Genomic DNA, 18,633 nt, shown 5'->3' on the forward strand with positions numbered 1-18,633 from the left:
TTTATGACGGCCTATATTTATAGCTGGTTCAATTGGTTCAGCATTGCTGTAGGGTTGTTTACAGTTGCGCTATGCGGATTTTTGGCGGCTATATACCTGATTGGAGAAGCCACCGACGACTTTGATGTTAAACGCTTCATTAAAAAAGCAAAGGTGCTTAACGCCATCGCATTTTTTTGTGGCGGCCTGGTTTTCCTTGCTGCCGAAACCCTGAACATCCACATGGCGCACTGGATCTTTGGCAATCGCGTTAGCTTAACAGCCGTAATTGCCGCATCAATATCACTGGTTTTACTTTGGATAACTATTGCCGGGGGCTTCAAACAAATTCCGCGGATATTTGCTGCGTTCGAGGTTAGTATGATCCTGGTCTCGGTTGGTTATACGCATTATCCTAACTTTATTATGGGTAAAAACGGGAAGAACTTATCCTTATTAACAGACCACGCCACCGTTAAAACTATTGACACCTTGGGTACAGCCTTATTAGTGGGTAGTTTGTTCATTTTACCTGCCCTGGGCTACTTGTTTTATAGTTTCCGTGGCAAAACCAGTCACGAATAAGCAGGTTAACATAGTTATTATACGCTGTTTCACATCTTTACATGTTCAAACAAATAATATTTTTAATAAAAAACTGATTGTCAATTACTTAAGTGCCAAATTTTGTTTCATTTTGTTTCACTCCATTTTTACAAATAATTTATAATCAACCTGTTAACTCAAAATCCTGTTTCACTTGTTTCATCTGTTTCACACTCGCGTGAAACAAAACACAGACGTTAATAAAAAGCCGTTATTGCTAACGGCCTTAACATTTTGATGATGAGTATATTACCGGGTTGCAATAGCAAGCGTACCGCCTTTAAGGAACAGATCGTGTGAAACGAAATACCCTTTGTTTGCTTTACCATTAACTTTGATAGCAGTTATACCCCTGCCCTTTCTGGCTTGCTTATGGTGATGGTTTTGCCGCTGCTGGTGCGCCATTTCACCTCATCAAACAACGGAGCCGTAACGATATACTTAGGATCGGTTGGTGATACCGGGTACAAGCCAAGCGCACTAAACACATACCACGCCGACATCTCGCCCGCATCATCCATGCCGGCAAGCTGTATATTTCTTGGGCCCATGCCATATAGGTTATTCATTATATGATCCAATACCTTTTGGGTTTTCTCCGGCTTACCTATAAACGTATAAGCAAACGGAGCTTCATGATCGGGTTGGTTACCCGGCAATATTGGCCCATAAAGGTTTCAATATTGCGGGCGATATATTTAGGGTTCCATGGTTTGCTGAATAGGGTATCCAGTTTAGCTTCAAATGGTTTAGGGCCGCCGTAAAGTTCGATCAACCCCGGCATATCATGCGGAGCGAAGAACGATACCTGCCACGCATTTGCTTCACGGTACATGTATTCGTAGTATGGATACTCTGGGTTGAAGTTCTTCACCCAGCTGCCGTCTTCTAACCTGCCCTGCATAAAGTTGTTGGCTTTGTTAAATACGTTCTTGTAGTTCTTAGAGCGCGCCATCAAAATACGGTAATTGGCAGTATCCCCCAGCTTCTTAGCCAACTGCGCTACCGAATAATCATCGTACGAATACTCTAAAGTTTTAGATACCCCGGCTGTGCCTTTACTTTCAACTCGTGGGTTAGCAATATCCGGATCAGGGATATAGCCTTTTGCGGTATGGCTCAAGGTATTGCCTGCCGCCACTACGGCCGTTAGGATTAGGAACGTTAGCATTATGTAACAGGATTTTGTAAGTGCCCTTGATATCAAAGTCGGTAATACCTCTCAGGTAAGCACAAGCGATAGACGAAGCACCATGATCGCCGTGGAAGAAGGTAGGGATGTAACCTGTCTTATCCCCCTTATCTTTTAACGACTTGATAACATTTAGCGTAACATTAGGCGACACCAACGACAGCAACACATCCTTGTTGCGGTAGGTATCCCAAAGCGATGGCTCGGTGTAATAATCTATACCGGTGTTAACAACCTTATGGTTTATATCAGTAAAATCGCCGTTAACGTCGCTGCGTAAAACCGGCCACAGTAATGAGCGGTAAAAGCAAGAGTAAAGCATGGTTTTTTGCTTTTCGGTACCGCCTTTAACCTGTATAGCCGATAGCTTATTCTGCCATATATCGTGTGCCGCTTTGCGGATGGCGTCAAATGTTTTATCGCCAACTTCCTTCTGCAGGTTCATTTTGGCGTTATCGGTACTAACGAATGAAAATCCAATTTTCAGGTAAACCGGCTCTTTACCATCATTGGTCAGGTGAACAATGGCATTGCCGCCAGGAGCGTTTACTTCACGGCCCCTTACGGTACGGGTAGTAGTGGTATGGGTGTTTGCAAGGTTGCCAATTTTCGAGCTGAACACAGCATAAAAGTAGATATTCTCGCCGCCTTGAAAACCTTTAACAGCATAATCGCCGTCCTGGGTTATTTCCCAGCTTGAAACACCGCTTAAAGCTTTTGAGAGGTCAAACAATACCCGGCGATCGTTACTATCTTTATATTCGAACTTGTAATAGGCACATCTTAAAGTAGATGTCAGCTGTACATTAACTTTATAATCATCCAGGTAAACCCTGTAATAGCCGGGAGATGAGCTTTCATTTTTATGCGAGAACTTTGAGCCGACAGTTGTACCGGGATTTGACATTGGCAGTACCGGCACGTTACCAAAGTTCCAGTGGCCTTTGTTGGTATGGCTAAAAGATACTATGGTTGAGTCTTCATACTCATAGCCGGCGCCGGCAGGCTGGTATTTAGTCATAGGGCTTACCTGCACCATAGCGTTTGGCAATGAGCTGCCCGGAAAGGTTAAACCCGACCATGGGCGCCAGTTATTAGGGGCTACGTAACCTAAAAGCTTCGGGTCGGCCACTGCTTCCGTGCCAACAAATGTATTGACGTATCTGGTATTATCGGGAATACCTTGCGCCTTACCCGCATTTGATGCAAGCAAAACTATAGCAGCAACATTTAAAACGCCTTTTATTGAAATTCTCATAATTAAGTGTAATTGGTCAACCAAATATATAATAATACTTATGCCCCCTATTTTATTATGTTAAAATTGTTACCTACAATTTAACATTTGGAGGTATTGACAATTAAATAAAATTAAATACTTTTACCGAAACGCAACCTTGTAACATTTAAACCTTTTACCATTTACCTAACATTGCTTCGGCACACCTACCTTTATGACAAGAACCACCTATCTAACCATCATCCTGATGTTGTTTACAGCTATGCTTTTTGCCCAAAGCAAATCAACATTAAAAGGCACAGTATTAGACTCTGTTTCCAAATTGCCGGTCGAATTTGTTACCGTTGCAATTGTTAACGCTAAGGACACCTCTTTGATATCATACACCATCACTAACAAAAATGGCATTTTTAGCCTTACCGGCCTTCCGGCAAATAAGGAGACGAAACTCATCGTATCCTCAATGGGATACAGCACTTTCAGAAAGCTAATTGTTTTTAAACCTAATGAAGTTAAAGACCGGGCGCGATATACTTGAACAATAAATTTTTGAATGAAGTTGTAGTTAAGGGCGAGCGAACACCCGTGGTTCAAAAAAAGGACACGCTGGAGTTTAACACTGAAGCATTTAAAACACGGCCCAATGCTGTAGTTGAAGACCTGCTACGCTTGTTGCCCGGAGTGCAGGTAAATGTTGACGGCAGTATATTAGTTAACGGCAAGGCTGTTAATAAAATGCTGATAGATGGTAAGCGCTTCTTCGGATCGGACCCTACGGTTGCTACTAAAAATCTTGATGCTGATATGGTTGCAAGTGTGCAGGTATATGATGACCGTGAAGAGGATCCGGATCATAAACTAACTGACCGGAAGTTGGTAAAATCATCAACCTGAAAATGAAAAGCAAGATCAAAAAAAGCACCATTGGCAAAGTATATGCAGGGGCAGGTACAAGAGGCAGGTACGAAGGGGGTGGTATAATGAGCACTTTTAGAGATACGCTGCAAATTAGCGTGATAGGCACTACCAATAATTTAACTAAAACAGGGTTTTCTACAAGTGATTTAAACTCAATGGGTGGTTTTAACCGTTCGGGCGGTGGCGTGGTTAATGATGGTACATTTGGTGGTAATGGAAACGGTGGTATAGAAAAAATGTGGTCGGGCGGGTTTAATATTAATAACGATTACGGCAAAAAATTAAAAACCAACATGATGTACTTTTACTATAATTATGTAAAAGATTACGACAAAAAACTACTGACTGAACAAACTCTTGATAAAACCTTATTAACTACGTTAAACACTAATGTTTCGCAGTTAAGGCAGCAAAGACACACCGTAAGCAGTTTAATTGAATGGGCACCTGATACTATACAGAAGATACGATTTGATGTGCGCCTTGATCTGGCCCCTACGGGTTTTGGCGCAAATGGCACAACCAGTACCTTCAATACCCAAACACCCAAATTAAGCGATTTGCTTACCAAACAATCAACCAATAGTACAGCCAATGAGTTTAACGATAACTTTATGTATTATCGTAAATTAAAAAAACCGGGGTCATCACTTACAATAAATCAGAACTTTAATTTAAAAAATAACAGCTCAGATGATTATAATCTAAATAATTTAACATCATATACAACGGCAATTAACTCATCGGTGTTAGACAGGTATGTTAACACTAAATATTCCCGCTATTTTGGCAGCCTTGATGGTTGGTACAATACACCATTTAGTAAAAAGTTAAGTTATGAGATCTATCTGCATACCAGGTTTCATATAACATCAAACAAGCTTGCTACTTATGATATGTCTCCAACCGGCAACTACGATAAGTTTTTAGATAGCCAAAGCAGTGATTTGGTTAGGCCGCATTTTATTCAAAATGTGAAGAACACTTTAAGCTATATAATCAATCCCAAATTAACATTGAAGGCGGCTATTGACTTAGAATATCAATCTTATACAAATAACTTTAATACCAACATCCCAAACACTAATAATAAGTATATTTTTTTATTTCCGTCGCTTAGGCTTAACGGGCAAAAATTCAACTTGAATTATTATGAATTTGCTAATCCACCCGATATTACCCAAATGCAACCAATAACGAGGCAAGTAAGCCAGCTTGAAACTTTTTCGGGGAACCCGAATTTGGCCCCGAGTCACCAGCGAGAGTTAAGTTACAATTATTATAACTATAATAGCGATAAGCAAAGTTATTTCAATTTAAATGGCAGTACTACATTATTAACCAATAATGTTATTCAAGTATCTACTAAAGACGTAAATGGCTTTATAACGTCAACTTACGCCAATAAAGGTGGTGGCTGGTATGCAAATTTTGGCATGAACAGGGGTAAACAATTCAAGAAGTCGCAAACCCTGGCAATTCAGTTTAAGTAGTGGTTTATATGCTAACTACAGCCAACAGTCATTCTTTTTTAACGGTGATGGTGGTACCCAATATGGTTACAATTTAACAGTTGGCCAGGCCGTGGGTATTAATTATAAATCTATTATTAACTTAAATGCAACATACTTCGCCCGGGAAGCATATACCAGATACGGAGGTGTTAATTATGCATCGGTTAATACTTTACGACATAATATAACCTCAATGGCAACTGTAAGCTGGCCTAAAAAATTCATTTTTGATGTACAATACCGGTACCTTTATAACCCGCAGATAGCCGCCGGGTTCTCCAGGTCATCAAACGTATTAAACCTTGCTTTAACCATGCTTATGTTTAAACAAAACAGAGGGCAGGTTAAATTATCGGTGTATGATTTGTTTAATCAAAACGTTAACACTTATCGTTACGCACAAAACAACTCAATTATCAGTGGTGAGCAGCAAATATTAAGGCGCTATTTCCTTATAAATTATCAGTATAAAATAAACTCGCATAAATAAGTTCAACAGTTTTATTGCATCTGTATTGTTACTTCCAAAAGTTCAGGGAGTGGTTATAAATAAATAATTTTAGAAAATTATAACCACTCCCCTAACCTGTTATAAGAGGTAGGGCCAATACCTTTTATGAACAAGATTATTGTTTTTTTATGCTGATGTTAACAGCATCAGTGTCGCTTGCGCAAAAAGCTTCCATAAAAGGAGTTGTTGTCGACTCGCTGTCTGGCGAACCTATGGAACATGCAACAGTTGCCGTCGTAAATGCAAAAGATACCTCCCTGATCTCCTATACCGTAACTCAAAAAAATGGCGCGTTCCTGCTTTCGGGGCTGCCTACAAATATCGGCACTAAACTTATTATATCTGCTATGGCGTACAATACCTTGCGCCGGTACTTAATCTTAAACCAGGCGAAGCAAAGAGTTTGGGCCGGCTGGGGCTTGATGCCAAAAATCTTAACGAAGTGGTGGTTAAGGCAGAACGAACGCCTATCATCATAAAAAAAGATACCATAGAGTTTAATACGGAAACTTTTAAAACCCGGCCCAATGCTGCAGTTGAAGACTTGCTACGGTTGCTGCCCGGCGTACAAGTTAATTACGACGGTACCATATTTATAAACGGTAAAGAGGTAAGTAAGCTTTTAATAAATGGCAAACGTTTTTTGGCACCGACCCAAAAGTTGCCACCCGTAATTTGGATGCCGACATGCTGGATAAGATACAAGTTTATGATGACCGTGAGGAGGACCCCGACCATAAGCTAAGTGATATGGAGGTAGGTAAGATCATCAACCTGAAAATGAAGAGCAAGATCAAAAAGAGCACTATGGGCAAAATTTATGCCGGTGGGGGCACTCGTGGCAGGCATGAGTTGGGTGGTATTTTAAGCAATTTCAGGGATACGCTACAGATAAGTTTGATAGGTTTATCCAATAATTTAAATAAAACCGGCTTCTCGTCAAACGAATTGTATACCATGGGTGGGTTTAACAGATCGGGCGGTAGCGAGGTTTGGGATGGCACTTTTGGTAACTCCTACAATAATGGTATTGAGAGCGTTTCTTCAGCCGGTTTAAATATCAATAATAATTACGGTGAAAGGCTTAAGTTAAACCTATCCTATTTTTATACCAATACTGTCAGAGATAATAATGCCAATACAGTTGGTATGCAGACTTTAGCTAAAACTATCCTGCATTCCGAATCAACAAACATATCAAGACGCGAAGAAAACAAACATGCCTTAAATGGACTGATAGAATGGGTGCCCGATACAATTATCCGGGTTAGGTATGATCCACATATGGATTTTGTGCCGCAGTATAATACAACTTCGTCGGCAGGCAACTCAGGTAATACAGAGGGCAAACTCACTAAATCGTTTGGTAATACTTCAGGCAAGGTATTTAACAATACGTTCTCGCACAATTTTTCGTATTACAGGCGATTAAAACGACCGGGCGATTCCTTTACGCTTACACACAATTTATCGCTAAGTGAAAACGGATCGGATGATTTTAATTATAATAATGTAACATCTTATGTCAGCTCTATTAAATCCTATATACAGGACCGATACGGCGAAAATGACCGTGCAAATAATTCAGGAGGAATATCAGAAACCTACAATCGGCAGATAACAAAAAAGCTAAACGGGGAGTTTTTGGTGAACACCCGTTATATGACAGCCACAGACCAAGGGTTTATTTATGACCGCTCCTCGTCTGGTTTATATGACTCATTATCAATTAACTTAAGCAAAAACCTGCAACGTAATACATTTATTCAGAATTTACGCCCATTATTCAGCTACCAGTTTTCGGATAGGTTTACGATAAGGATTGGTCTTGATGGTGAGCTGCAATATGTGGTAAATAAATTCAGTAATGATAAATCGCTGGATATGGGGAAACGCTATTACAAATTCTTCCCTATTTTCAGGTTAAACGCCCGCTATTTTTCAATTGATTACAGCGAACGCCTGCAACAGCCGAATATAGACCAAATGGTGCCAATCGAACGTAAGTACAGCGATTTTTACCGCACAATTGGCAACCCGGGGTTGGTGCCAAGCAAGGTACATTCGCTATCTGTAAACTTCTCAAAGTACGACTACAATCACCAGTTGAACGTGAATTTTTACACAGGTTATAACCTTACCGAAAATAACGTTGTACAAAAAACCACCAAGGACGGCACAACCGGTGCGCAAACTCAAAGTTATGTGAACGAGGGCAGCGGAGCTAATGCGTACTTTGGCGGTAACCGGGTAAGCAATTTAAAAAGACCAAGCAATGGCAAATTGGTATGAGTACCAATTTTAACGGGAGCTATAACCACCGCGCCTTTTTCCTGAACGCCGACCGGGGCACACAATCAAATTACAATCTTAACGTCACGCAAAACGTCAATTTCAATTTTAACTCGATGCTGAGTTTTAATACCAACTATGTATTAAACTCGTCATTCACAAATTACAGCGGTGTTAATTATGCAGCTATTACCACCCTTAAACATACCGTTGGTACCGATGTTAGCCTACGCTGGCCGGCCCGTGTAATTTTCGACGCGCGTTATGGCTACAGCTTTAATCCACAAGTTGCTACGGGTTTCCCAAAATCATCAAACATTGTAAACCTGGCGCTTACGGTGTTAATGCTAAAGAAAGACCGTGGACAGCTAAAGCTATCTGTGTATGATTTGTTAGATCAGAATGTATCGGTAACCCGCTACGCCGGTAATAACTCTGTCAGCACTACCGAGCAACAAATATTAAAACGTTACTTTTTGATTAATTATCAATATAAATTAAGCGTATACAAGTCCAAATAATACTGATGTTGAAAATCTTACAGCAATTTAATTAAATGTTAAGTTGTAAAATAGTAGACTTGTAAAAGGAAACCTAACTAAATCTTCTTTCATGAATAAAGTAAATTACTTTAAACCTTTAATAGCCGGCTGTGCCGTGCTTGGCGTTTCGGTAATGTTATTTGCATTTAATACTGCCGATAGCGGTAAACCTAAACCAACTCGTGCAGTGGTTCATCATACAGCTCCGGCCCTGAAAAAGCCAGAAGACAACCGCTTCACCAAAACCGTTTTATATAACGATTTAAACGAGCCTATGGAACTGGCGGTAGCGCCTGATGGAAGGGTGTTTTTCATAGAGCGGTCAGGAAACTTCTACGCCTATAATCCTATCAACAAACAAACTACATTGGTACGTAAGTTTCCCGTAAAGGCTGTGGAGAAGATATTACAGGGTATGTTAGGTTTAACCATTGATCCTGACTTTGCTATAAACAATTATATTTACTTCTACTACTCGACCGATGGCAATGGCGGGCTGGTAAACCGACTTGCCCGCTATAAAATAAGCAAGACTAACCAACTCGATCTGACTTCGGAAAAATCGATAATTGAAGTTCCCCCGGAGGCTGAAGTTAGCGCGCACTCTGGCGGTGGGCTGGCTCGGGATAAAAACAAAAATCTTTACCTGTCAACCGGAGATAACACTGTCCCGTTCGAGTCAGAAGGCTACGCGCCTATTGATATGCGTGCTGGCCGCCAAACCTTTGACGCGGAACGCTCGGCGGCTAATACCAATGATCTGCGCGGTAAAGTGTTACGCATCCACCCTGAAGCTAATGGTACTTATACTATCCCCGAGGGTAACTTATTTAAAAAGGGCCAGGCCAATACTCGCCCGGAAATTTATGTGATGGGTTGCCGTAATCCTTACCGCATCTCTGTGGACCCTGAAACATCAATTTTATATTGGGGCGAGGTCGGCCCGGACGCCGGCACCGATGGCAAACAAGGCCCGCGCGGTTATGACGAAATAAACCAGGCCGGGAAAGCCGGTAACTTTGGCTGGCCGTTTTTTGTTGGCGATAACAAGGCCTACAATAAATATGATTTTACTACCAAAACTGTAGGTGAGCTTTTTGATGTGAACGCGCCCGAAAACGCATCGCCTAATAATACGGGTTTAAGAATTTTGCCACCTGCGCAAAAGGCACTGGTTTGGTTCCCGTATGCTGTGTCTCCGGAATTTCCTGCGTTAGGGCAAGGTGGCAGATGCGCAATAGGCGGGCCCGTGTATCATTATGATCCGGCGCTTAAATCAAAAACAAAATTCCCGGAGTATTATGACAAGGTTTTATTTGTGGGCGATTATATGCGCAGCTGGATATTTGGTGTGCGCATGGACAATAATCATGATTACTCAAGCTTAGAACAGCTAATGGAAAGCAACGGCGATTTCAGGCGACCTATCGATATGAAATTTGGCCCTGATGGTTCTTTCTACGTTTTAGAATATGGTTCGGGATATGGGCTGGATAACCCTGATGCGCGCCTGGTACGGGTAGATTACAATGGCGGTAACCGTGCACCAATCGCAAAGATCACTACACAGGATACTATCGGCTTGATGCCTTACAAAGTAACCCTCAACCAAAAAAGTTTTGATAATGATGCCGATGATAAATTAGCCTACAAATGGTTATTAAACGGCCAAACTGTAATATCAACAGCAGAAACACCGGTATATACTTTCCGCAAAAATGGCATCTATAAAATAACCCTTAAAGTTACTGATGCCGGTGGCAAAACCTCAACGGACACCAAAGTGATTAAAGTGGGTAATACGCTGCCACAGGTGGCCATAAGCACCGAAGCAAACAGCACCTTCTTCTTCCCGGGCGAACAAGCATTTAATTATAAAGTGACTATAAAAGATCGCGAGGACAAGGTCATCGACCCAAAAAGAACTAAGATCAACATCAATTACATAGCACGGGTTGAGAACAGTCAAACCTTAATGGGGCACCGGGCCATTGCCCCTACTTATAACTACGGCAAAGCATTAATGGCTAAGAGCGATTGCAAAGCCTGCCATCAAACCTATACCAAGGTATTGGGGCCTGCATTTGTAGAGGTTGCAAAACGTTACGCTACCAATAAAGATGCTGTGGATATGTTAGCCACAAAGATCATTAAAGGAGGTAACGGCAATTGGGGCGAACATGCCATGAGCGCACACCCGCAGTTAAGTAAGGATGATGCATCAGAGATTGTTAAATATATTTTAACGCTTAACGACAAAAAGGTAGCTGTTTCTTTACCGCGCGAGGGAAATGTGACGCTTAAAGATCACCTTACAACAGTTGATGAAGGCAGGTACATCTTAACAGCATCGTACACGGACAAGGGCGGCGCCATAACCCCGCTTACAACTACCGAATCGTTAGTATTGCGCCCGGCAAAAGTTTATGCCAATGATGCGGATATGTATGAAAAGATCCCTAAACGTAATAAGGTGATCACCATGGAGCAAAACGAGGGATATTTTGTATTGAAAAATATCGATCTCAAAAACATCAACCAGCTTACTTACAGCTACTCATCCGGGGAACTCGGCTAAAATAGAGGTACACATAGATTCGTCAACCGGAACTGTTATCAGCACTTTTAACATTAAAGGCAATGGTAATGATAATACCGTGCAGGAAACCACTGCCATAACTGATCCGCAGGGAAAACATGACTTATATTTTGTTTTCACCAAATCGCCTGCTAACAGGCGCGGGTGGGTAAATGTAAGTTGGGTGAACTTTGAACAACAGAAATAACTATCCAATACTTTTGTCATTTCGAACGAAGAGAGAAATCTTAAACGCTAAATAGACGGATCGCTTGTACAAGATTTCTCACTCGTACCTCGTTTCGAAATGACAATTTTTTATTTAATAATTACTATCGGCCAATCATTCTTCCAGGTTAGTCTGTCTATTCCCAAGCGCTCGTAAGTATTTGTATAGGCATGATAAGCGATATAATCAACCCCATCAAACGTATGCGTTGAATTATGCCCTCGTGCGAAAACAACTTTGTTATCGCCTGTATCACCGCGACGTACTAATGTGCCACCACCTTTTGCCATATTAACACCTTCTTTATCCAGATAAGGTCCGGTTATGTTTTCTGACCTGCCGACACGGATATTATAAGTACTATTTACGCCCGAGCAGCAATTATCCCATGATACAAACAGGTAATAATACTTACCTTTTCTAAAGATGAACGGCGCCTCTACTGCATCATCACCGGCTTCGGCATCAGTAAATTTATAATCCCGCTGGCGGCGGCTGGCGATGGTATGCCACTCCTGCGGTTCGGCAAGGGTTTTAAAATCGGGGTTTAGCTTAACCAGTTTTAAACCGTTCCAGCGCGAGCCAAAGGCTAACCAGCCGGTACCGTTTTCGTCAACCGCTAAGTTTGGATCAATAGTGTTCCAGTCGTCTCGCCCGGTTACCGATTGGATCACCATACCGCCGTCAACCCATTTATAATTTTTCGAGTTTGGATCGAGCGTTTTGTTAGTGGCTACACCAATTACTGATGTGTTCTTGCCAAAAATAGAGGTGGCATAATATAGATACCACTGTCCGTTATGAAAACTCAGGTCGGGTGCCCAAAAGCCGAGTCCCCGGAAGCTTGGCAGTTTTTGTGCAACCCATGTAGGCGCTACCGAGAAAACCGAAGGCTGCTTAGTCCACGTCTTCATATCTTTTGATGACCATACCCGGATCCCGCCACCTGTAAAGTAAACATAGTAGGTGTCGCCTTCCTTAGCCATGCAGGGATCGCGCACACCAGGATCAGTAGTAACATCACCTACCCGAAACGGCCACGGTTGCGGACATTTGCAGTTGGTTGCTGCGCCATGGTTTTAAGTGTGCAGGCAAGCAATAAAGCAATTAGCAGTTTACTTCTCATATCAAATTAGTTTCTGGCCATTGGGCCAGTGTTTTGGTTTGTTGGTTAATTGGTGTATTACCTTGCGGGATAAGAGCTACATTAATAAAACCTTTGGCATGCGCCGGGATCTTCATTTCTAAGCCGACAACGCAAGTTCCGGGGTTAGCAGCATCAAAGTCCATCTTTGGAGCGGTAGACCAGGTTTTCATTTCGATGGGGAAACTGCCCGATGCCTGTAGTAGCAAAACTTTACCGTCCTTTATTAAGGTGGCGCTGTTTCTACCAAGTGTGACAGCTGCGCTGGTAACCATCGACCATCTTACGTTTACACTATCCAGCGATTCTAACTCATCTCTTACTACTACATATTTCTTTGCAACTATGGCTACGCCACGCGTAGCTTTAGCAACCTTATCGGCGTAAATAGAACTCAGATCAATAATGGCATTTTGGAATGCAGGCTTTGCCGACGAGCTAATAATAGAGGCAGAACCTTTTACACGCTGCAATGCATTATCAATGGTTAGCGTACTGTGATTATAGTTGTTGTACCTTAAGATTTGCCAACGCTGCGAGTTTTGTTTACCATTCCACAGGTCCACTTTCTTAGATTCTAACGATTCATAATCCTGCGCTCCAAGATCTATTCCCCATCGCACACCGTCGGATTCCATTACAAACGAACCGGCATCCATATGTGCATGATTTACAGATGGCGAACCTGCTTTTACACCCACAAATATCGCATTAGGATCGCTCCGGCTGTACGCATCATAGCTACAGGATTTAACCCGCCGCCTACCCACATGGTACTTTTAGGCGGGGTTATTTTAGCTGATTGAATGCCCTTGCTCCATATTAATGCAGCAGGCAATAATCGGTTTCCAGATACGCCACGCGTTGCCAGTTGTTCTTTTTGCGTCCATAACAGCGATGGATCATTCAATTTATTGGCAAACCAAAACATAGCCGGGTTAAAATCCTGCCCTCCACCTGAGTCAGAATAATTAAACGGTGCGCCTTTAGCCCCTGTCATATTTTCCAGGTATCCCGCAGTTTTTAAAAAGCCCGCTTTGGCCGACAAACCAAAATCTTTTCCGAAAGCGGTTTCCAAAACACTTATCAGCATCACATTAAATGAGGTGCCATACTCCCAATAACCATAACCTTCGGGATAAGCACCATCAGGTGCATAGGCTTCCATTGGCAGGTCAACGCTTGTAATGGCACGGTTTATCATTTGTACCGATAGCTCAGGATGATCCTCGTAAGTAGCTAATGCACCATAAGTAATACCGGCATTACATACCGGTTCCAGTTATTAATTACCCTCAGCCAACTGTTATAGGCTTTGTCTAACGATGTATTGATACCTTTGTTCAAAATCGCATCCCTAATTATGGCCTTTGTGCTTTCGGACAGGTCATTGTACAGCCAATCATAACCAATCGATACCGCCATCGTCATTTCTCCCACATCTAAATAATGGGTAGGGTTCCAGTCGGCAAATGATGATACGGTCATCAGCTCTTTTTCTGCCTGTTTTAAATACTGGTCGTTATGGGTCATCCGGTAACCATACGATAAATAGAAGATCCGGTGAAGTGCTTCCCTTGAAACATTTAATAACCGCTTGCCAATTTTTTGATAATGAACCGGCTGGATGTTGATCATGGCATCACAGCTTTTGATGATCGCCTGGTGTACTTTAAGCAGGTTAACATCCGCATTTATATTAGCCAGCAACTCTTTTTCCTGTCCCGCCAATAATAGTATCCTTGGATGGGCCGAAAGCTTAACGTCTGCAGTCACCAATTGCGCGTTGGCGATAGCTGCCAGACAAAAAAGGCCTATTGTTAACAGGTGTTTAAAAATCTTCATCAAATATTTTATAATTGGTTTACGAAGTTGTCTATACAAATATTGGTTAAATTACCGCATTGCTGATAATTATAGATAAATTTAGCTATAATATTTCCATTACCTATTTGTAGACCGCTTGTTTTACTACTTATGAATAAATTAAATAAATTATTTGCCGTAATAGTCCTGCCCTTTTGTTTGGGCAACAGCTATGCCCAGATTGTTAAGCCGGCTGTTAAAGACGCGTTGTCGCCTGCTACCGAAGTGCATTTAAACGGTTACTGGCTATGCGATTAACTGACGACCTCAATAATCGTATTCTTGCACAGGATGCAGACCGTTTAGTAAACGCCTTTAAACCCGAAAACAGAACCGAAGCACATTTATGGCAAAGCGAGTTTTGGGGCAAGTGGTTTACATCCGCTGCATTGGCCTATAAATACCAGCCCAACGCGAAGCTAAAAGCGGTGCTTGACCATGCAGTTACCGGCCTGTTAGCCAACCAAACGCCTGATGGCTATATTGGTAATTATGCAGACGAGCACCGTTTGGAGGAATGGGACATTTGGGGCCGCAAATACTGCATGTTGGGGCTGATAGCTTATTATGATATTACCAAGGACAAAAAGAGTTTACAGGGAGCAATCCGTGTTGCAGATAACCTGATTGATGAGCTGAATAAGAAAGACGGCATCATAGTTACTAAAGGTAATTATCGTGGCATGGCAGCATCGTCGGTATTAGAGCCTATTTGTTTGCTTTATAACCGCACCGGCAATAAAAAGTATTTGGATTTTGCACAGGAAATTGTGCGTCAATGGGAAACTCCGCAAGGCCCGCGCCTGATAAGTAAAGCAAATATTAATGTAGCCGAGCGTTTCCCGAAACCTAAAAACTGGTATAGCTATGAGCAGGGACAAAAAGCTTACGAAATGATGTCATGCTATGAAGGTTTATTGGAGCTTTACCGCATAACCGGCAATGAAACCTATAAAAAAGCGGTTGAAGAAACCTCGGGCGAATATTAAAAAAACAGAGATAGATATTGTGGGTTCAGGTGCATCAACCGAGATGTGGTTTGGTGGCAAGGCTGTAGAGAATACGCCTATAAATCACTTCCGGGAGACATGTGTTACTGTAACCTGGCTAAAGCTTACTGAACAATTATTACGCCTTACAGGCGATGCTAAGTATGCTGATGAGGTTGAAAAGACTTACTATAATGCTTTGCTTGGTTCGTTAAGTAATCACGGCGCCAACTGGGCAAAATATACACCCTTAAACGGTCAACGTTTATTAGGCAGCGAACAATGTGGTATGGGATTAAACTGTTGCGAAGCCAGTGGCCCGCGGGGATTGTTCCTGCTGCCTATGCACATGATAATGGAGACACAAGCCGGTTTACAGGTTAATTATTTTGCGGATGGGACGTATAAATTAAAAAGCCCCAAAGGGCAGACGGTTAGTTTAAATCAACACACTACCTATCCCAAATCAGGTTTGATTGAAATGGATGTTGACTTGCAAAAGCCGGAAGAATTAGAGATTAACATTCGGATACCTTCTTGGAGCAGAGTTAATAAACTAATTATAAACGGCGAGGCTGTTGCAGAAATACAACCCGGCACTTATGCCAAAATCAAACGTACCGGAAAACTAACGATAAGATCTCGCTGCAATTAGATATGCGCGGCCGTGTAATGCAAACCGGCACAACCTTACAAAGTATGGCTGTAGTTAGGGGACCGATTGTTTTAGCAAGAGATACCGGGTTTGAAGGAACAGGCATAATTGCTTATATGAAACCGCTGGCAGACAAAAACGGCTACATCAATCTCACTGAAGTGCCAAACAATACCGGAGATGATATTATGATGCTTTACAAAGCAAACTTCCTGCCCGAAGCCAACACCGAAAAAGGCCCGGCAGCTGTTAGCATTACCCTTTGTGATTATGCGTCAGCGGGTAATGGTAAAGAACATTCTTTCTTCGAGGTTTGGAGCCAGCAGCTTTTTCACCCACAGGATAATTAAACAGCAAAGCCTCAGATTTTCATCTAAGGCTTTGCATATATAGTAATTATAATTATTTCAAGATCGGTTTATCTCTTAAAACCTTCATCCAGTAACCGCCAATTACACTACGTGCCCGGAAACCTACCATTTTGCCGGAAGTGGTTTCGTGCCAGTCGCTCAGCGGTACGCGCGATTGCGTTTCTGTAGCATATTTAAATACCGGTTTTAATAAAGCATCGAAGTCGGATTTTTTGTCTGACATAGCAGCTGTCCACATTATCCAATCGGATTTTGTGTAAGTCTTGCGGCTATCCAAAGGCAGTCCAAATTCGTTTTGGTGGTTCAGGTAAAACGCCATTTCAGTATCATATACCTTTTGTGGGAACAGGTTTAAATTTAATACTTTATCCCATACCATATTATATTTCTGGCTCCGGTATTTTTACTGTCGAATACTAAACCGTAGTGATCGCCTGCGTCGGCTTTAGCTATCCATTTTTGAGCATAATCTGCCGCCATTGCGCTGTATTTTTGCGCGGTCGCAGTCTGGCCCAATTGTTTAGCCATTTGAGCATAAGCACCAATAGCAACGATTGCTTTTACAGACAGGTTGGCATTATGCGCCGGTGTCCTGCAAAGTCATCGGTACATAATTGGTTACCCGGATCAAACCCTGCTTCAGCTAAATAGTTAGTCCGGTGGTTAAAGTTTGCCAATGTTTTTAGCATAGCCCGGATTGTGTTGTGCCTTAACAATAGCCGCGGTTAAAATTATCATGTTACCGCATTCTTCAACCGGCATATCCTCGCCGTAGGTTTGGCCGTTAGCTAACGGATAGGTACCCAAATCGTGCGCTGCAAAAGGCTTTTTCCATTTACCGCTTTCGCTGTAATAAAAAATCCCGTTAAGCATCCCCGCCATTAAATCAGGGTTATATAACAGGTATAATGGCGCTGATGGATAAGTTACGTCAACTGTATTGATAGAGCCGTTGCTAAAGTTTTCCTTAGATAACCATAGAATCTCACCCTGCGGACTTTTAACCAAAATATGCGCAGCAATACTTTGGCGATAAGACATGTTACACAACTTAGCGTATTGCTCGCCGCCTGATTTAAAGGCATCGGTATAAATCAGCTTATCAGTAGCATTACATTTTGCAATAACCGCAGCATAGTTTTTATTTGCTTTGGTTAAAGCGCCATCCATTGTGGCACCGGGTTCATTACGCCACCATGGGCGAAGGTTTGTGCCAAAGTATTGTACCGAGTATAGGTCGTCATAACCTATCATGGTGTACTTACTTACCGCGCTTGTGCCTACTACCCCTAAAGGCAACACCACATTCAGCATTAACTGCTTGCCGCTGCCGGTAGTTGATGTGTATTGATTTTTAGCGAATGAGCCGATCGCATCTTTGTCCTCGGTGATATATTGTTTAGCACCCGAAGCAGCCGGAGCCGCTACGTAAGCATAACCCCAATCGATACGTAAGTTATCACCTTTCTTTTGTAATATGGGCTGATCTACAGTCCCGGTTTTTAATATCCTTAAACCGTTTTTAGTATAAGCAGATGCCTGTACAGCTTGCGATGGTATATTAACAGCCACATTGCTGCTTACACCACGGTAAACGCTGATATTATGTTTTTTGCCATCGGTTGATCTGGCACGGTAAGTGATGTATGAAACAGGAGATGCAAACAAATCCATATCGCTCATTACCAATGGCGAAGTGAATGTAACTTTTAAACTGGCAGGGCCGCATTTAAATGTATAAAAAGTTTGTGTTGCGGTAACTGTTACATTTGTTTGTTCTGCTGGTACTACTGCGTCTACGCTCTTGTCTTCTACACCCTCTACCAAACCGGCATCCAGATAGCTGCCTCCCGCGGTATTTCTTATATGGATAGCCATTACATTCTCGCCTGCTTTTAAATTTGCTGCATCAGCCAATGGAAAAGTATCAAGCCCATCATTCCACCCTCTCTTGCGGAATACTTGTTTTCCGTTTATAAATACTTCGATATTATCATCGTAAAATAT

18 protein-coding genes and 3 pseudogenes are annotated in these 18,633 nt (G+C 42.1%); 14 read left to right on the plus strand and 7 right to left on the minus strand.

Annotation, left to right across the window (positions count from 1 at the left end; genetic code table 11):
- A partial coding sequence (locus HK413_RS07285) for a cytochrome d ubiquinol oxidase subunit II (protein ID WP_175269707.1) occupies window positions 1–564 on the plus strand: 564 nt, incomplete at its 5' end.
- 365 nt (window positions 565–929) lie between these two features.
- Here the strand turns inward: HK413_RS07285 and HK413_RS22080 are convergent.
- Window positions 930–3,035: pseudogene (locus HK413_RS22080) on the minus strand (GH92 family glycosyl hydrolase).
- 196 nt (window positions 3,036–3,231) lie between these two features.
- On the opposite strand from HK413_RS22080, the gene HK413_RS07295 reads away from it, so the two are divergent.
- From HK413_RS07295 to HK413_RS22085, 9 genes and pseudogenes are all read left to right on the plus strand, one after another.
- Window positions 3,232–3,555, plus strand: coding sequence for a carboxypeptidase regulatory-like domain-containing protein (locus tag HK413_RS07295; RefSeq protein ID WP_175269708.1), 324 nt, complete (start codon window positions 3,232–3,234; stop codon window positions 3,553–3,555).
- Window positions 3,552–3,911 carry a hypothetical protein gene (locus HK413_RS07300; RefSeq protein WP_175269709.1) on the plus strand — a complete coding sequence of 120 codons (360 nt, stop codon included), beginning with the start codon at window positions 3,552–3,554 and terminating at the stop codon, window positions 3,909–3,911. Before HK413_RS07295 ends, HK413_RS07300 begins: the two co-directional genes overlap by 4 nt.
- 2 nt (window positions 3,912–3,913) lie before the next feature.
- Window positions 3,914–5,428 carry an outer membrane beta-barrel protein gene (locus tag HK413_RS19540; RefSeq protein ID WP_175269710.1) on the plus strand — a complete coding sequence of 505 codons (1,515 nt, stop codon included), beginning with the start codon at window positions 3,914–3,916 and terminating at the stop codon, window positions 5,426–5,428.
- Between the two features lie 46 nt (window positions 5,429–5,474).
- A pseudogene (locus tag HK413_RS19545) lies at window positions 5,475–5,939 on the plus strand (outer membrane beta-barrel protein); the annotation flags it as partial.
- Window positions 5,940–6,088: 149 nt separating this feature from the next.
- Window positions 6,089–6,439: a carboxypeptidase-like regulatory domain-containing protein gene (locus HK413_RS17220; RefSeq protein ID WP_246229992.1), complete on the plus strand. Its 351-nt coding sequence runs from the start codon at window positions 6,089–6,091 to the stop codon at window positions 6,437–6,439.
- Between the two features lie 208 nt (window positions 6,440–6,647).
- The gene (locus HK413_RS17225; RefSeq protein WP_246229993.1) at window positions 6,648–8,252 is read left to right on the plus strand and encodes a TonB-dependent receptor; all 1,605 of its coding nucleotides are present in this window, start codon (window positions 6,648–6,650) and stop codon (window positions 8,250–8,252) included.
- Entirely contained in the window at window positions 8,249–8,773 is a 525-nt protein-coding gene (locus HK413_RS17230; protein ID WP_246229994.1) for an outer membrane beta-barrel family protein, read from the plus strand. Before HK413_RS17225 ends, HK413_RS17230 begins: the two co-directional genes overlap by 4 nt.
- A gap of 91 nt (window positions 8,774–8,864) precedes the next feature.
- Window positions 8,865–11,372 carry a PQQ-dependent sugar dehydrogenase gene (locus HK413_RS07320; protein ID WP_217452136.1) on the plus strand — a complete coding sequence of 836 codons (2,508 nt, stop codon included), beginning with the start codon at window positions 8,865–8,867 and terminating at the stop codon, window positions 11,370–11,372.
- 13 nt (window positions 11,373–11,385) lie between these two features.
- On the plus strand, window positions 11,386–11,580 hold the full coding sequence (locus HK413_RS22085) for a carbohydrate-binding protein (protein WP_394353143.1): 195 nt from the start codon (window positions 11,386–11,388) through the stop codon (window positions 11,578–11,580).
- A 110-nt stretch (window positions 11,581–11,690) separates the two neighbouring features.
- Here HK413_RS22085 and HK413_RS07325 read toward each other — a convergent pair whose 3' ends face one another.
- The 4 genes from HK413_RS07325 to HK413_RS15030 form a co-directional block, all read right to left on the minus strand.
- Window positions 11,691–12,602: a family 43 glycosylhydrolase gene (locus HK413_RS07325; protein WP_217452137.1), complete on the minus strand. Its 912-nt coding sequence runs from the start codon at window positions 12,600–12,602 to the stop codon at window positions 11,691–11,693.
- 121 nt (window positions 12,603–12,723) lie between these two features.
- Entirely contained in the window at window positions 12,724–13,446 is a 723-nt protein-coding gene (locus tag HK413_RS15020) for a heparinase II/III domain-containing protein (RefSeq protein WP_317169371.1), read from the minus strand.
- Window positions 13,437–13,949 (minus strand): hypothetical protein, encoded by a 513-nt coding sequence (locus HK413_RS15025; protein WP_217452139.1) that lies wholly within the window; start codon window positions 13,947–13,949, stop codon window positions 13,437–13,439. Before HK413_RS15025 ends, HK413_RS15020 begins: the two co-directional genes overlap by 10 nt.
- 35 nt (window positions 13,950–13,984) lie before the next feature.
- Window positions 13,985–14,590: a DUF4962 domain-containing protein gene (locus HK413_RS15030; RefSeq protein WP_217452140.1), complete on the minus strand. Its 606-nt coding sequence runs from the start codon at window positions 14,588–14,590 to the stop codon at window positions 13,985–13,987.
- 132 nt (window positions 14,591–14,722) lie between these two features.
- Here HK413_RS15030 and HK413_RS15035 point away from each other — a divergent pair, with 132 nt between their 5' ends.
- The 4 genes from HK413_RS15035 to HK413_RS15050 are packed head-to-tail and all read left to right on the plus strand — an operon-like array spanning window position 14,723 to window position 16,605.
- Entirely contained in the window at window positions 14,723–14,869 is a 147-nt protein-coding gene (locus tag HK413_RS15035; protein ID WP_217452141.1) for a hypothetical protein, read from the plus strand.
- A complete protein-coding gene (locus tag HK413_RS15040; protein WP_217452142.1) occupies window positions 14,860–15,600 on the plus strand; it encodes a beta-L-arabinofuranosidase domain-containing protein in 741 nt (246 codons plus the stop codon). Before HK413_RS15035 ends, HK413_RS15040 begins: the two co-directional genes overlap by 10 nt.
- Window positions 15,554–16,255 carry a beta-L-arabinofuranosidase domain-containing protein gene (locus HK413_RS15045; RefSeq protein ID WP_217452143.1) on the plus strand — a complete coding sequence of 234 codons (702 nt, stop codon included), beginning with the start codon at window positions 15,554–15,556 and terminating at the stop codon, window positions 16,253–16,255. The genes HK413_RS15040 and HK413_RS15045 overlap by 47 nt, the downstream gene beginning before the upstream one ends.
- Window positions 16,256–16,257: 2 nt before the next feature.
- Window positions 16,258–16,605 carry a hypothetical protein gene (locus tag HK413_RS15050; RefSeq protein WP_217452144.1) on the plus strand — a complete coding sequence of 116 codons (348 nt, stop codon included), beginning with the start codon at window positions 16,258–16,260 and terminating at the stop codon, window positions 16,603–16,605.
- A 52-nt stretch (window positions 16,606–16,657) separates the two neighbouring features.
- Here the strand turns inward: HK413_RS15050 and HK413_RS17240 are convergent, their stop codons facing one another.
- A complete protein-coding gene (locus tag HK413_RS17240) occupies window positions 16,658–17,005 on the minus strand; it encodes a DUF1793 domain-containing protein (RefSeq protein WP_262886821.1) in 348 nt (115 codons plus the stop codon).
- Window positions 16,984–18,504: pseudogene (locus HK413_RS17245) on the minus strand (glutaminase domain-containing protein). The gene HK413_RS17240 and the pseudogene HK413_RS17245 overlap by 22 nt, the downstream one beginning before the upstream one ends.
- Window positions 18,505–18,633 lie beyond the last annotated feature (129 nt).

It is taken from the genome of Mucilaginibacter humi (assembly GCF_013087555.1).